The organism is Cupriavidus sp. CER-90, from assembly GCF_057652055.1.
This window is the reverse complement of the sequence record NZ_JBYGYM010000001.1, coordinates 986,000-1,000,791: the sequence shown is the minus strand read 5'-3', so window position 1 is coordinate 1,000,791 and position 14,792 is coordinate 986,000. Positions and strand designations below refer to the sequence as shown.

The window sequence follows — 14,792 nt, the reverse complement described above, 5'->3', positions numbered from 1 at the left end:
GGTCTTTGGCAGGTCAGTTCTGGCCGCTCGCCGGCTGGCGTGCGATGCGGGCCGCGTATTCGTCGTTGGCCCGCTGTTCGCGGCGCGTGGCGATCTGTTGTTCGCGCACTTCGGCGCGCGTGATCAGCGTGTCGAAGGAATTCTGGCGGCGCTTCTGCTGCTGCCAGTTGGCGCGGCCGGCCAGCAGGTCGGCCTCGGCCTTGTCCAGCGCGGCGGTCTGCTGGCGGATGGCATGGTCCAGCGAGTCGAGAAAGCGCGAGAAATCCTGCCATCGGCTGGACGTCATGCCTTCGGCAGCAATGACCTGCATGCGCGCGCGGTACTCGTGACGGTACTCGGTCAACGCGTGCAACTGCTGCAGGGCCTGCGTGCGCAGGCCCTGCAGCCGGCCCAGCTCGCGCGTGGCCTTGTCCGTATTGTCCTGGGCGATGTCGGCCAGGGTGTGGATCGGCGATGTCTTAGCCATGGTGGGTTGCTCCGATGGTCGCGTGCAGCTGGGCGATCGACACCTCGTAGTCGGCGCGCTCGTGGATGTCCTGCTGCAGGAATGCCTCCATGCGCGGATGCAGGCGGATCGCGAGGTCCAGCTCCGGATCGTTGCCGGGCACGTAGGCGCCCACGCTGATCAGGTCGCGATTGCGCTGGTAGCGCGACATCAACTGCTTGAATCGCCGCACGGAGGCAAATTGCGGCGGTTCGATCAAGGCGGTCATGGCACGGCTGATCGACGCTTCCACGTCGATGGCCGGGTAGTGGCCCGCTTCGGCCAGGCTGCGCGACAGCACGATATGGCCGTCGAGAATGGCGCGCGCCGAATCGGCAATCGGGTCCTGCTGGTCGTCGCCTTCGGTCAGCACGGTATAGAAGGCGGTAATCGAGCCGCCGCCTTCGGGGCCGTTGCCGGTGCGCTCCACCAGCGTCGGCAGCTTGGCGAACACCGAAGGCGGATAGCCCTTGGTGGCCGGCGGCTCGCCGATGGCCAGGGCGATCTCGCGCTGGGCCATCGCGTAACGGGTCAGCGAATCCATGATCAGCAGCACGTGCTGGCCCTTGTCGCGGAAATACTCTGCCAGGCGCGTCGCGTAGGCGGCGCCCTGCATGCGCAGCAGCGGCGAGCAATCGGCCGGCGCGGCCACCACCACCGATCGCTTGCGGCCTTCCTCGCCGAGGATGTTCTCGATGAATTCCTTCACTTCGCGGCCGCGTTCGCCGATCAGGCCAACCACGATCACGTCGGCGTTCGTGTAGCGGGCCATCATGCCCAGCAGCACGGACTTGCCCACGCCGGAGCCTGCGAACAGGCCCATGCGCTGGCCGCGGCCAACGGTCAGCATGCCGTTGATGGCGCGCACGCCGGTATCGAGCACCGTTTCGATCGGGGCACGCATCAGCGGGTTGATCTGCGCGCCCGACAGCGGCACTTCGCTGGCGGCGGTGATCGGGCCCAGCCCGTCTAGCGGACGTCCGGCTGCGTCCAGCACCCGGCCCAGCAGGCCATCGCCCACGGGCAGGCGCTTCGAGCCCGGCTCGCGCGGGGCGCTCACGCCCTTGGGCAGCGGCGACGGTTCCAGCGGATAGACGCGGGCGCCCGGCACCAGGCCGGCCACGTCGGATTGCGGCATCAGGTAGAGGCGATCGGAGCCAAAGCCCACGACTTCGGCTTCGGCCGTGCGCGGGCCGCCATGCGAATGCTGGCCGCCCGGCAGTTCGATCAGGCAGTCGCTGCCCACGGGCATGCGCAGCCCCACGGCTTCCAGTACCAGGCCGGCGGCACGCGTCAGTCGGCCGCAGGCACGCTTGCTGTCGATCTCGGCGATGTTCGACGAAGCGGTGGCCAGCGCATCGCGCCAGCGGCCGGTATGGGCGGCAGCGGAGGCGGTGTCTGGCGCCGTCGCCTGGGGATCATGCATGCGGGGGCTCCCACGGATCGTTGCGGCCCAGGGCCTTGATCACGCGCTCCCAGCGCGTGGCCAGCGTGCCGTCGAGTTCGCCGCTGGCGGCGCTGGCGATGCAGCCGCCGCGCGCCACGGTGGCATCGGCGCGCACCGTCCAGCCGGCGGCTTCGAGCTCGCCCTTCAGGTGGGTCTCCACCAGCGCCACGTCCTCGGGGTTGAGCAGCAGGCAGGGCGCGCCGGACAGCGGCGGCTCGGCGTTGATCAGTTCGCGCGCGGCCGGCACCAGCGCGGCCGGATCGATTTCCATCGTCTTGCGCACCAGCTGGCGTGCCACGTCGAGCGCAAGCGAAATCAGCGCGTCGGAGATTTCCATATCGACACGGCCCAGCGCGTCGCGGAAGTTGCCGGCCAGTTCCTGCAGGCGGGCGGCTTCGCTGCGGGCCGATTCCAGCCCGCGGGCATAGCCTTCGCGGTGGCCGTCGCCGTAGCCCTGGGTCTGGCCCTGGGTGTAGCCCTGCGCGTAGCCTTCCTTGCGGGCGCCGTCGCGCATGGCGTCCAGCGCGGCAAAGTCGATCGGCGGCGGAGGCGGGGGCTCGACCGGCAACTGCGCGGCCAGCGCCTTCTTCAGCGCGTCGCGCGGGTCAAGCGATTCGGGCTGCCAGCGTTTCCAGGCGTCGCCGCCCAGGCTGGACCGCACGGGCGCCTCGAAACCCTGGAAGCCTTCGTCGCTGCGGTGGACATTGGTGAGTCCACCGGAGAGCCCGCCGGATGGCTTTTCCGAAAGACCGCCGGCGCCCTGGGGCGCGCTGGGCGCGCCAAAGAACCCGGGATCGCCGCGGCCCGGGCCGCGGCCTGCGGCAAAGCCGCGTTCAAACGTAGGCATCGTCGCCTCCGCCAATCTGGACTTCGCCGGCCTCGGCCAGGCGTCTCACCACCTGCAGGATGGCCTTCTGTTCGGCCTCGACCTGCGACACACGCACCGGACCCAGGGCTTCCAGGTCCTCGCGCAGCATTTCGCCGGCACGCGTCGACATGTTGCGGATGAACTTGTCGCGCAGTTCCTGCTGCGCGCCCTTGAGCGCGACGATCAGCGATTCGGTGGCCACTTCCTTGAGCACGCGCTGGATGCCGCGGTCGTCCACTTCCATCAGGTTCTCGAACAGGAACATCTCGTCGATGATCTTCTGCGCCAGGTCGGCGTCGTGCGTACGCACGCCGTCGATCACCGCTTCCTCGTGGGCCGTGCTCATCAGGTTGATGATCTCGGCCGCCGTGCGGACACCGCCCATGCGGCTGCGCTTCAGGCTCTGGCCTGCCAGCAGCTTGGTCAGCACGTCGGTCAGTTCCTGCAGCGCGCCCGGCTGCACGCCGCCGAACGTGGCGATACGCAGTACCACGTCGTTGCGCAGGCGTTCGGTGAAGAAGCCCAGCACTTCGGACGACTTCTGGCGGTCCAGGTGGATCAGGATGGTGGCGATGATCTGCGGGTGTTCGTCCTTGATCAGCTCGGCCACCGTGTTGGCTTCCATCCAGTTCAGCGAATCGATGCCACCGCCCGGATCGCGCGATTCCAGGATGTCCTCGATCACCGACAGCGCGCGTTCCTCGCCCAGCGCCTTGTTCAGCACGCTCTTGATGAACGAGCTCGAATCGACGTTCAGGGCCAGGTACTGCTCGGTCTCGCCGCGGAACTCGGCCAGCACCTCGGCCATTTCCTCGCGGGTCACGGCCGACAGGTTGGCCATGGCGGAGCCCAGCTGCTGCACTTCGCGCGGTGACAGGTGCTTGAACACCTCGGCGGCCGAATCCTCGCCCACCGCCATCATCAGGATGGCGCTCTTCTGCAGGCCCTTGTCGGCCGCTCCCTTGCTAGCGTTAGCCTTCGTCATTTGCCATCCAGGTCTTGATTACGCTGGCGACCAGGCGCGGGTCGCGTTGCGCGGCGTCACGCACCAGGGCGAGATCGCTTTCATATTTCGCGGCCAGGCGCAGCACTTCCGGATTGGTTTCCTCTTCCGGCGGCGGCAGCGCGGCTTCGGCTGCGGTGGCGTCCGTGGCCTCGGTGGTGGCAGGCAGGGCCGGCGTGGTGTACTTGCGCAGCACCGGACGCGCCACCTTGAACCACAGGAACATCGCCAGCAGGGCCAGCAGCAGGTAGCCGACACCGGTCTTGGCCAGGTCGATCATCTGCGGCTGCTTCCAGAGCGGCAGTTCCGGTTCCGTCTTGTTGTCGGCCGTGAACGGGCTGTTGACCACGTTCAGCGAATCGCCGCGATCGGCCGAGAAGCCCATCGCTTCCTTGGTCAGGTTCTCGATCTGGGCCAGTTCCTTGGCGGACAGCGCCTCGGTGACCGGCTTGCCCTTGGCGTCGACCTTGCTGCGGTAGTTCACCACCACGGCCACCGACAGGCGCTTCACGCCGCCCGGCGCCTGCTGCACGTGGCGCACGGTACGGTCGAGCTCGTAGTTGGTGGTGGCGTCGCGGCGGTTGCTGCTCGGGCCGGTCTTTTCGGCGGTCTGCGTGGCCTGGTTGGGCTGCGCCTGGGCCGGCGGGTTCGGCTGGCCGGGCTGGCGCGGCGGCTGCGGCGTGGTGACCGGGGCCACGGCGGCGGCGGGCGGCTGGTTGGACAGCGCGCCGGGCACGCCACCCACGCCGGAACCACCCTGCTGGTTCGATTCGCTGGTCTGCTGGCTGCGGATGGCCGCCTTGGTCGGGTCCTGGTTCGGCTTGAAGCTCTCGTCGGTATGTTCGACCGACGAGAAGTCGATATCGGCCGTGACCTGGGCGTGGACGTTGTCCTTGCCGAGGATCGGGGCCAGGATCGATTCCACGCGCTTGACGTAGCTCTGTTCCACCTGCTGCACGAACTTGAGCTGGGTGGCGTCCATCGAACGGTCGCTGCTGCCGGACAGCAGGTTGCCGTGCTGGTCGACGATGGAGATCGATTTCGGGGTCAGTTCGGGTACGCTCGACGACACCAGGTGCGTGATCGCGGCCACCTGGCCTTCGTCAACGGCCCGGCCCGGGTAGAGCTGCAGCACCACCGACGCGGTGGGCTTCTGGCGTTCGCGCACGAACAGCGTGGGCTTGGGGATGGCCAGGTGCACGCGGGCCGACTGCACGGCGCCGATCGATTCGATCGAACGGGCCAGCTCGCCTTCCAGGCCGCGCTGGTAGTTCACCTGCTCGGCAAACTGGCTGATGCCGAACTTCTGGTTGTCCATCAGTTCCATGCCCGTGGTACCGCTCTTGGGCAGGCCCTGGCTGGCCAGGCGCAGGCGCGTCTCGGCAACCTTGTCGGCCGGCACCATGACGGCGCCGCCGCCTTCGGCGAACTTGTACGGCACGTTCATCTGCTGCAGCGACTGGATCACTGCACCACCGTCGCGCTCGGACAGGTTGGTGTACAGCACCTTGTAGTCCGGCTGGCGCGACCACATGACGCCCACGGCAATGGCGGCAACCAGCGCCGCGCCGCCCAGCATCAGGGGCAGACGCGGATTGCCCTTGAGCTTTTCGACCAGGGCCGCGCCGTTCGGCAGGGTGGCGGCCGCGTTCATGCGCGCGTCTCCGGCTTGGCCGGGCATTCCCTGCCCTTACCACTCAGGCCTTCGCTGCCGTTAATCATCTCGGCACGGCTCACTTTACGCTGCTGAAAAAACACGCGCACTCCCCGCGTTAGTTGAATTCCATGGAGTCAGGCGGCGAGACAAGAAACGCGTCGATCCGCCAGATCCGGCACGGTAGCGATGATCGGGCAGACGGCCGAGGAACAATCGGCTGAATAGGCGATGTTTTTCCGCCGATTTCAGCCTTTGGAAGGAAGCGGGCGGCCAGTACAGTGCGAGGGCTGAAACAGGATGGCGAGTAGTGTTTTCGTCACATTGATCCTGTCCCGACTGACCAACCTGTACGTGCCATGACCATTTCTTCCATCGAGGGCATGCTCCACCAACTGCGCGGCCTGGCGCAGGTGGCTGGCGGCGGAACCACCTCCCAGGCCGCGAATTCGGCGGCCACAGCGGGCTTTGCGGGCGAACTGCAACGCTCGCTGCAACGCCTGAACGCCACCCAGGAACGCGCCTACGGCCAGGCCGAGGCCTTCGAAGTGGGCAAGCCCGGCGTGTCGCTCAACGACGTGATGATCGACATGCAGAAGGCCAACATTTCGTTCCAGACCACCGTGCAGGTGCGCAACCGCCTGGCGGCGGCCTATCAGGAAATGATGAACATGCCGGTCTGACGTCCGGTATGCGTCCGGCGCGCCACGCACGGAAAGGCCATGCGCGCGTAAGCGGCATGGCCTTTTTTACCTTTGGGAGGGTCCCGCCCGGGCGGGCAGGAATACGGTTCAGACGCGGAAGTATTCCTCGGCCGCGCGTTCCCCGGCCGGCTTGCACACCAGGCTGCCGGCGGGCCCGGCATAGATCAGGCAGTTGCCGGGCGTTTCGCGGTTGAGCACGCTCACGCCCTGGGCCACCACCGAATTGTCGCGCACGTGGCTGCGGCCGATGATGGCCGTGTTCGGATACATCACCACGCCCTCGCCAATGACGGGCGCCACGCCGTGGTTCTTGCCCACCGTGGAATTCTGGTACAGCACCAGGTAGTTGCCGTAGGTGGCCTTGGCCAGCACGATGCCCACCGAGTGGCCGATGAAGAACACCTCCGGCATCTCGATCTCGTAGAACAGGTCGATGGCGTTGAGGGCCTTGTTGAGCAGGAACAGCTTCGTGCACGCCTCGCCGTTGCGCTCTTGGCGCCAGATCGTATTGGCCAGGTAGTACAGGTACTGGCAATATTGCGACGAATGCAGGTAGTTGAACTGGCCGGGGCGCCACATGCGCACCGCGTCGATGCAGCGGCCGGTGCGGGCCAGCGCCTCGTCGATATGGCGCGACACCACGGGCAGCAGCGCATCGCCCCGGCCGTCCGGCACCAGGTTGGCCACCTGCGCGCAGGTATAGGCCGCGAGCGATTCGCGGGTCTGTCCGATCAGTTCCATGGGCGAACCCCTTCCAGGTAGCGTGCCACCACCGAACGCACGTCGCGCGGGGCCACGCCAAGCGCGCGCAGTGCCTCCGTGCTGCATGCCGCGGCCCGTTGCGCGGGTGAGTGGCGTGCCAGGGCAATGTCCCAGCCGCCGGCGTTGAACACCTCGGCCAGATCGCCGTTCGATACGTTCTCGCCGCTGGCGACATTGAAGATGCCGCCGGCGTGGCGCGTGGAAATGGCAACCAGCGCATCCACCACGTCATCGAGATGGATGTAGTCGCGCACGAAGCCGGAGTCGCTGTCGAGCCGGAACGTGCGCTCGGTGGCGGCGCGCATCAGCCATTCCGACAGGAATCCCGGCGACGCCGGCGCCCAGTCGAACACGCACGAAAGGCGTGCCACGGCGGTGCGGCCGGCTGCCACGGTCAGGCACAGGTTTTCGCCCAGTCCCTTCGAGAAGTCATAGAGCGCGCGCGGATTGGCTGGCTGGAGCGTCAGGGCTGCCGCTTCGTCGCCCACGGGCAGCTGGGACGTGTCGTAGAGACGGGTCGACGACAGGTACACCAGGTGCTCGTAGCGGTTGGCGCGCAGCACGTCGGCCAGCAACGTGACGTGCGCGGCCACCGTGTCGTAGGGCCGTGCGGCGTAGTCCGCGGTGAGCCCCGCGCAGTAGTAGACGTGCCCCAGGTCGCGGGTGAACAGCGCGCGGTCGCCGCGCGCCGGCACCCAGACCTCGTGGCCGGCACGCCGCAGCGTGTCGGCCAGGCGACGACCGACAAAGCCGGCGCCGCCGATTACCGTGCAACGCATTGCGATCCTCAGTTGGCCGGATGGTGCAGCGCCGGGTCACGGTGCCACAGCAGCTTGGGGCTGACGCCCGGCACGACGGCAAAGCCCTGACCTTGCAGCAGCGCGGGGTCCTTCACGGCCACCATGTTGAAGCCGTGCGCAGGGCCTTCCAGGTACACGTTGTCCACCGGCACCAGTTCCACTGGGCGGCCCTGCATGTCGACGTTCGAGTTGAAGTCGCGCACCGCGTACACGTGATAGCCATAGCCCTTGAGCAGCTGGATGATCTCGGCGTTTTCCAGGCCGCGGCTCCAGTCCACGTAGTGGCGGTGCACCTCGAACACGAGGTTCGGCGCTTCGCCGGCGGGGCGGGCCAGTTGCTTGGCGGCGCCCTTGAAGACGTTCAGCTCAGCACCTTCGATGTCGAGCATGATCAGGCCGAGCTTGTCCAGGTTCTGCTCGGCGCAGTAGTCGTCAATCGTCACCGTCTTGAAGCTGTCGTCGCCGGCAGGGCCGGTGCTGTGCACGGCATGCGCGAAAGAATCGTGGCCTTCCAGGCGCAGTTGCGTGGTGCTGTCCGACCACAGGCCCAGACGCCAGCTGCGGATGTTCTCCACCTTGTTCAGTTCCGCGTTGTTGCGCAGCATGCCAAGCTGGTCGGCATTGGGCTCGAAGGCGTGGCACGTGCCGCCGGCACGGGCCAGCTGGCGGGCCATCAGGATCACCTGGTCGCCGAAGTAGGCGCCGCCCACCACGGCATGGCCGCCGCGCTCGCACAGCTTGACCAGCAGCTTGGTGGTCTGCGGTTCCCAGACGTGGTCCGGTGCGGCCGGGGTGCTCATCAGGAAGTCGCGGGCGATCTTGGTGCGGTACAGGAACTCGAAGACCGTGCCGTCGGCCAGCGTCTTGCGCAGGCGCGAGGTCTCGTTGTACATCGCATCGACGATCGGGCCGGTGATGTCGTCGCGCACGCTGCCTTCGTAGGTGTCCAGGTCCTGCTCGATGCTCTTGCACAGGGCAATGACCTTGTCTCGGGCGGCGGCGCTGCCGCCCACCGTGCGCAATGCGTCGGAAAGCTTCTGCAAATGTTCAGTCGTCATGGGTGGCTCCGCTTGGGGTAGTCAGTGTTCAGGGTGAAAGTTGGGGTTGCGCGGCCAGTTCGGCCAGCGTGGGCAAGGCCAGGTCCTTGGCGGAGATCAGGCGATCCGCGCAGCCGGGCCAGGCAATGCCGATGGCGGGATCGTCCCAGCGCACGCCGGCACTGCTGCCGGGCGCGAACGGCACCGTCATCTGGTAAAACACCTCGGACAGCGGCGTCAGGGTCTGGAAGCCATGCGCCACGCCTTTCGGAATAAAGATCGCCCGCTGCGCCTCGGCATCGAGCACCACGGCCTGCCATTGCAGGTACGTGGGCGAATCGGGGCGCAGGTCCAGGATCACGTCATGGACCGCGCCGGTGGTCACGCGCACGAGCTTGTCCTCGGCGTGCGGCCCGCGCTGGAAGTGCATGCCGCGCAGGATGCCCGCCCGCGTGTTGCGCGACACGCTCTGCTGCACGAAATGCGCATCGATGCCGTGGGCCGCGAACGCGTCCACGCAGACCGTGCGCGCGAAGAAGCCACGGTCGTCGGCCAGTGGTTCGGGGTCGACGATCCAGGCACCGGCGATGCGGGCAGGCGTGAAGATCACGGCAGCACCACGGTTTCGGGGATGGCCACCACGAAGCGGCCGCCCCAGGCCCGGATGCCGGCCATCTGCGCCGTTACCTCGTCCTTGATGTTCCAGGGCAGGATCAACAGGTAGTCCGGCTTGCGGGTGTCGATGACCTCGGGCGCGAACACGGGGATGCGCGAACCGGGCAGCAGCTTGTCCTGCTTGGCGGGGTTGCGGTCCACCACGTATTCCACCAGGTCGGCATCGATGCCGCAGTAGTTCAGCAGCGTGTTGCCTTTGGCGGCCGCGCCATACGCGGCCACCCGCTTGCCTTGGCGGCGTGCGTCGATCAGGAAGGCCAGCAGGTCGATGCGCGCGCGGCGCACGCCCTCGGCGAATGCCGTGTAGCGCGCGGTGGCGTTCAGGCCGCCACGCGTTTCCTCGTCCAGGCAGGCCTGTACGGCCGCCGTGGTGTCGTGCTTCGCACGCTGGTGGCACGCAAACAGGCGCAGGCTGCCGCCGTGCGTGGGCAGGTGCTCGATGTCGAATACGCGCAGGCCGGCACGCGCCAGGATCGGCACCAGGGCGGTCAGCGACAGGTACGAGTAGTGCTCGTGGTACAGCGTGTCGAACTGGTTTTGCTCCAGCAGGCGCAGCAGGTGCGGGAACTCCAGCGTCACGACGCCTTCGGGCTTGAGTACCAGCGGCATGCCGCCGACGAAGTCGTTGATGTCGGGTACATGGGCCAGCACGTTGTTGCCCAGCAGCAGGTCCACCTGCCAGCCTTCCACGCTCAGCGCGCGGGCGGTGCGCTCGCCGAAGAACAGTTCGCGGCTGTCGATGCCCTTGGCGCGTGCGGCGGCACCGGTGTTGGCCGATGGCTCGATGCCCAGGCAGGGCACGCCGTTCTGGTGGAAATACTGCAGCAGGTAGCCGTCGTTGCTGGCGATCTCCATCACACGGCTTTGCGGTCCCAGCCCGAAGCGGGCGGTCATCGACTCGACATAGCGGCGCGCGTGGTCGAGCCACGAGGTCGAGAACGACGAGAAGTACACGTAGTCGTCGTGGAAATGGGTCTCGGCCGGCGTGGCGTCGCGCAACTGCACCAGCCAGCAGCTGTCGCAGACCATCGCGTGCAGCGGATAGAACATCTCGCCCTGGGCGATGTTCTCGGGCCTGATGAAGGCGTTGGAGACCGGCGACAGGCCGAGATCCACCATGGTGTGCGTCAGCGGCGCGCCACAGGCGCGGCAGTTCGCGGGGTGAGCGTTGGGTTGAGCGGTCATGCGCAGAATTGGCCGATTTGTCGTTCAGTGATGGCGCGCGCCTGGGTCGGGTCCATCTGGACGGTGCGATACCAGCAGGCCGTGGCGGCCAGCGCCTCTTGCAGCGTCCATCGTGGCATCCAGCCCAGTTCGGTGCGGGCGCGCGCGGCGTCGAGATACAGGTTGCGCGCCTCGTGGGGCGCGGCGCCCGGCGGGGGGCAGTGTTTCCAGTCGAGTTCCGGCCAATGCGACTGCAGGCCGGCCAGCACGGCGGCGACCGGCAGGTTGTCGCGCGGCTCGGGCCCGAAATTGAAAGCGTCAGCCATGGCGGCGTCGCCATCGAGCAGGCGGCTGCCCAGGCGCAGGTAGCCGTGCAGGGCTTCCAGCACGTGTTGCCACGGGCGGGTAGCCTGCGGGCTGCGGATCTCCAGCGTGCGTCCGGCCGCGGCCGCACGCGCAGCATCGGGGATCAGGCGGTCTTCGGACCAGTCGCCGCCGCCGATCACGTTGCCGGCGCGCGCAGTCGCCAGCAGCACGCCACGTTCGGCCAGAAATGACTTGCGATAGCTGGCGGCCACCAGTTCGGTGCCGGCCTTGCTGGCACTGTAGGGGTCATGACCGCCGAGCGGATCGGTCTCGCGGTAGCCCCAGAGCCATTCCTTGTTGTCGTAGCACTTGTCGGTCGTGACCACGATCACGGCGCGCACCGACGCGCACGCGCGCACGGCGTCCAGCACGTTGACGGTGCCCATCACGTTGGTCGACCACGTCTGCGCCGGATCGCGATAGCTGGCGCGCACCAGTGGCTGGGCCGCCAGGTGCAGCACGATCTCGGGCTGCGCTTCCTGCATGGCTCGCGCGAGCGTGGCGGCGTCACGGATATCGGCGACGGTATGGCGCACCAGCGCCGCGCGCACGTCGGCGGCATCGAACAGACTCGGTTCGGTGTTCGGCGCCAGCGCGTAGCCGCTCACCTGCGCGTCGAAGCGCGCCAGCAGCAGGGCCAGCCAGGCACCCTTGAAGCCGGTGTGACCCGTGACAAAGACGCGCCGGCCGCGATAGGCCGCGAACACGCCGGCGGGGGTGCCGGCCGTTACCAGATCTTCCACGGTGCCTTGCCCGATTGCCACAGGTCCTCCAGCAGGTTCTTCTCGCGCAGCGTGTCCATCGGCTGCCAGAAGCCGGTGTGTTCGAAGGCGGCCATCTGGCCGCTGCGGGCCAGTTCGCGCATCGGGGCCTCTTCCCACGACATGCTGTCGTCCTCGATCAAGTCGATCACTTCGGGCTGCAGCACGAAAAAGCCGCCATTGATCCAGGCGCCGTCGCCACGCGGCTTCTCGGTGAAGCCGCTGACCAGTTCGCTGTCGCCACGTTCCAGCGCACCATAGCGGCCCGGCGGCTGCACGGCGGCGACGGTGGCGCGGCGGCCGTGCGAGCGGTGGAAGGCAATTTCGCGGCTGATGTCGATGTCGGAAACGCCGTCGCCGTAGGTAAAGCAGAATGCCTCGCCCGGCGTCAGGTATTCGCGCACGCGGCGCAGGCGGCCGCCGGTCATCGAATCCTCGCCGGTGTCCACCAGCGTCACGCTCCACGGCTCGGCCTTGCGATGGTGCACGGCCATGCGGTTCTCGCGCATGTCGAACGTCACATCCGACATGTGCAGGAAGTAGTTGGCGAAGTATTCCTTGATGACGTAGCCCTTGTAGCCCAGGCAGATCACGAACTCGTTCACGCCATGCGCCGAGTACATCTTCATGATGTGCCACAGGATCGGCTTGCCGCCGATCTCGATCATCGGCTTGGGGCGCAGGTGCGATTCTTCAGAGATCCGGGTGCCAAGGCCACCGGCCAGGATGACGGCTTTCATGCGGTTACCTCTGCGTCTTCGGTGGCGGGTTCGGCGACGGGCAGATCCAGCGAAATGCCCAGCACTTCGAAGGCGTTGGGCGGCGGCGAGGCTTCCAGCGCGGCCATCGTCAGGCCGAACTGTTCCTGCAGCAGCGCCGCCAGGCCGGACTTGTCGAGCTGCTGCTCGTCAAGCCACGCGGCCAGCTTGCGGTACAGCGGCAGCGCGTAGGGGCGCATGCCGATGGCTTCCACCAGCAGCTCGATCGCCGTGTCCGGTGCGCCGTTGTGGTACTTGTACTCGGCCAGGCCATAGGCCACGGCCCAGTGGCGATACCAGGTCGATGTCAGGTTTTCCAGCACGTTGTGCACGGCCTGCCATTCGCCCAGGTGGATGTGGGCGGCCACCGACATCAGCAACGTTTCGGCCGGATACCACTGGCCGTTGAAGTAGATGCCCGACTGGCGCGGCTCGGTCCGTGGCGCCACCGGCTTGGTCTCGCTGCACATTTCGGCCAGCTGGTCCTCGAACCACGCGGCAAAGCGCGGGGCGTCAAACATTTCGCTGCTTTCGGCGCGCGGGCGGATCGACTGGCGGATGTTGTCGAGCTGCTGCACGTCGGCAGCCAGCGCGCAGGCCACTTCCACGTAGCGTTCCTCGGTGTCGCAGATCAGTTCGTCCAGGCCGGCCGCGTGCAGGAATGGCGCCGATACGCGCTGGTGGAACGTTCCCCCGGCGAAGCTCACCACGGGCACGCCCATCCAGATGGCATCGCAGGTCGTGGTGCCGCCCGTGACCGGTGCGGTGTCGAGTGCGATGTCTATCCGGTGGTAGGTCACGTACTGGTTGTTGCCGTCGCGGTTGATCAGCTCCACGCGCGAGGTGTCGATACCGTAGGCGGCCATGCGTTCATACAGCATCTCGCGGACGCCGTCCTTGTCGCAGCCGGCTGCTTCCACCAGCATCCTGGAGTTCGGGCAGCGCGCCAGCACGGCGCTCCACAGCCGCATGGTCTTGGGACCGAGCTTGGCGATGGTGTTGCACGAGCCGAAGGTGATATAGCCGTTGGCGAGCGCCGGCGTCGGCTGCACGCGGTAGCGGGCGTCGTAGATATTCAGCGGGTTGGTGACGATCGGGTGGAATGCGCTGAACACCGGCGCACGCAGCAGCTTTTCGGTGTAGTTGTGGTCGAAGCCCTCGGGGTCGGCCGTCCAGTCCGTCACCCGGTACTCGATCTGCGCCATGCCCGTGGTGCCGGGATAGCCGAGCCAGGTGAGCTGCTTGGGCGCCAGACGCTGCACCATGTAGGTCAGCGGCGACGCGCCGGTATAGCCGCCAAGGTCGATCATCACGTCGCACCGCTGGGCGCGCACCGCCTTGACGACTTCGGCCTCGGACATCTTGAAGAGACTGTGGAAGCCTTCGGCGTAGACGCGGATCTTCTTCGTGATGTTGTCGTTGACGTTCGACAGCGAGAACAGGTGCACCTCGAAGCGGGTGCGGTCCAGGTTGGCGATCAGCGGGATCAGGAAGTATGCGCAGGCGTGGCGGCGCAGGTCGTTCGACAGGATGCCGATCCGGATGCGCTGGCCTTCGCTGGGCTGCATTTCCGGGCCGTCGATTTTGGTGCGAGCCAGTGTCTGCGCCCAGTCCGTGGCCTCGCGGCGCAATTCCTCGGCGCCGATGGTTTCGTCATAGAGCAGCGAGAACAGCAGGTTGGACCGGTTCACGCGCTGCGTGGGATCGAGGGCGCAGGCGTGGCGAAAGACCGGGATCGCTTCGATCGTGCTGCCCGATTCGCGCAATGCCGCCGCGTAGTTGCCAACCGCGACCGGGTCGTTGGGCAGCAGCGCCGCGGCCTTTTCGCCCGCCAGACGCGCTTCGAAATAGTCGCCGTTGTAGAAGCTGGCCGTGCCCAGCGTCTGCCAGAGATGGCCCGATGCGGGCTGCAGTTCAAGACTGCGCTTCAGCAGTGGGATGCCCTTGTCGTAGTGCTCCAGCTGGACTTCGAGCGCGCCGCACAAGCCCAGGAAGCCCGAGTGGTTCGGAAAGCGGCGCACCCCCGCCTCGGCCAGGCGCAGTGCCTCTTCATTGTGGTTCAGGCCCGAAAGCGCCAGCGATTCGAGGTAATAGCCATCGGGCATTGTCCCGGAAATGCGCTTGGCGGCCCGCGCGTGCTTCAGGGCTTCCGCATACTTGTTGGCGTTGTAGGCATTCCAGGCGTGCTGGATCATCCGCTGCGCGGGACCCATCGAAACGTTCTTGTTCATGGCGTTGTGTGCGAAGGCGCGGTGTCGACCCGTGCGAAACGGACGGGCTGATCGATGCCTGCACAGTAACAAGGGACG

14 protein-coding genes are annotated in these 14,792 nt (G+C 67.1%); 1 reads left to right on the top strand and 13 read right to left on the bottom strand.

Annotation, left to right across the window (positions count from 1 at the left end):
• Positions 1-13 precede the first annotated feature (13 nt).
• The 5 genes from fliJ to fliF are packed head-to-tail and all read right to left on the bottom strand — an operon-like array spanning position 14 to position 5,456.
• Complete coding sequence (fliJ, locus tag AC24R4_RS04475) at positions 14-466, bottom strand: flagellar export protein FliJ (RefSeq protein ID WP_400394281.1); 453 nt, start codon at positions 464-466, stop codon at positions 14-16.
• Positions 459-1,910, bottom strand: coding sequence for a flagellar protein export ATPase FliI (gene fliI / locus AC24R4_RS04470; RefSeq protein ID WP_400394283.1), 1,452 nt, complete (start codon positions 1,908-1,910; stop codon positions 459-461). Before fliI ends, fliJ begins: the two co-directional genes overlap by 8 nt.
• The gene (fliH, locus tag AC24R4_RS04465; RefSeq protein ID WP_400394285.1) at positions 1,903-2,778 is read right to left on the bottom strand and encodes a flagellar assembly protein FliH; all 876 of its coding nucleotides are present in this window, start codon (positions 2,776-2,778) and stop codon (positions 1,903-1,905) included. Before fliH ends, fliI begins: the two co-directional genes overlap by 8 nt.
• Positions 2,765-3,784, bottom strand: a complete 1,020-nt coding sequence (gene fliG / locus AC24R4_RS04460; RefSeq protein ID WP_092599392.1) for a flagellar motor switch protein FliG — start codon at positions 3,782-3,784, stop codon at positions 2,765-2,767. The genes fliH and fliG overlap by 14 nt, the downstream gene beginning before the upstream one ends.
• Positions 3,771-5,456 (bottom strand): flagellar basal-body MS-ring/collar protein FliF, encoded by a 1,686-nt coding sequence (gene fliF / locus AC24R4_RS04455; protein WP_400394287.1) that lies wholly within the window; start codon positions 5,454-5,456, stop codon positions 3,771-3,773. The genes fliG and fliF overlap by 14 nt, the downstream gene beginning before the upstream one ends.
• A gap of 359 nt (positions 5,457-5,815) precedes the next feature.
• Here fliF and fliE point away from each other — a divergent pair, with 359 nt between their 5' ends.
• Positions 5,816-6,139 carry a flagellar hook-basal body complex protein FliE gene (fliE, locus tag AC24R4_RS04450; RefSeq protein WP_400394289.1) on the top strand — a complete coding sequence of 108 codons (324 nt, stop codon included), beginning with the start codon at positions 5,816-5,818 and terminating at the stop codon, positions 6,137-6,139.
• Between the two features lie 108 nt (positions 6,140-6,247).
• Here the strand turns inward: fliE and AC24R4_RS04445 are convergent, their stop codons facing one another.
• Genes AC24R4_RS04445 through AC24R4_RS04410 form a run of 8 tightly spaced genes read right to left on the bottom strand, consistent with a single transcriptional unit; the run spans position 6,248 to position 14,714 of the window.
• Positions 6,248-6,901 carry an LbetaH domain-containing protein gene (locus AC24R4_RS04445; RefSeq protein ID WP_487522354.1) on the bottom strand — a complete coding sequence of 218 codons (654 nt, stop codon included), beginning with the start codon at positions 6,899-6,901 and terminating at the stop codon, positions 6,248-6,250.
• Positions 6,892-7,701 (bottom strand): NAD-dependent epimerase/dehydratase family protein, encoded by an 810-nt coding sequence (locus AC24R4_RS04440; RefSeq protein ID WP_487522353.1) that lies wholly within the window; start codon positions 7,699-7,701, stop codon positions 6,892-6,894. Before AC24R4_RS04440 ends, AC24R4_RS04445 begins: the two co-directional genes overlap by 10 nt.
• Before the next feature lie 8 nt (positions 7,702-7,709).
• The gene (locus AC24R4_RS04435; protein ID WP_487522352.1) at positions 7,710-8,780 is read right to left on the bottom strand and encodes an FkbM family methyltransferase; all 1,071 of its coding nucleotides are present in this window, start codon (positions 8,778-8,780) and stop codon (positions 7,710-7,712) included.
• 28 nt (positions 8,781-8,808) lie between these two features.
• Positions 8,809-9,369 carry a dTDP-4-dehydrorhamnose 3,5-epimerase gene (gene rfbC / locus AC24R4_RS04430; RefSeq protein WP_487522351.1) on the bottom strand — a complete coding sequence of 187 codons (561 nt, stop codon included), beginning with the start codon at positions 9,367-9,369 and terminating at the stop codon, positions 8,809-8,811.
• Positions 9,366-10,619 carry a methyltransferase domain-containing protein gene (locus tag AC24R4_RS04425; protein WP_487522350.1) on the bottom strand — a complete coding sequence of 418 codons (1,254 nt, stop codon included), beginning with the start codon at positions 10,617-10,619 and terminating at the stop codon, positions 9,366-9,368. The genes rfbC and AC24R4_RS04425 overlap by 4 nt, the downstream gene beginning before the upstream one ends.
• The gene (rfbG, locus tag AC24R4_RS04420) at positions 10,616-11,671 is read right to left on the bottom strand and encodes a CDP-glucose 4,6-dehydratase (protein WP_487522981.1); all 1,056 of its coding nucleotides are present in this window, start codon (positions 11,669-11,671) and stop codon (positions 10,616-10,618) included. The genes AC24R4_RS04425 and rfbG overlap by 4 nt, the downstream gene beginning before the upstream one ends.
• A 20-nt stretch (positions 11,672-11,691) precedes the next feature.
• A complete protein-coding gene (gene rfbF / locus AC24R4_RS04415; protein ID WP_092599413.1) occupies positions 11,692-12,465 on the bottom strand; it encodes a glucose-1-phosphate cytidylyltransferase in 774 nt (257 codons plus the stop codon).
• A complete protein-coding gene (locus AC24R4_RS04410) occupies positions 12,462-14,714 on the bottom strand; it encodes an O-linked N-acetylglucosamine transferase, SPINDLY family protein (RefSeq protein ID WP_487522349.1) in 2,253 nt (750 codons plus the stop codon). The genes rfbF and AC24R4_RS04410 overlap by 4 nt, the downstream gene beginning before the upstream one ends.
• Positions 14,715-14,792 lie beyond the last annotated feature (78 nt).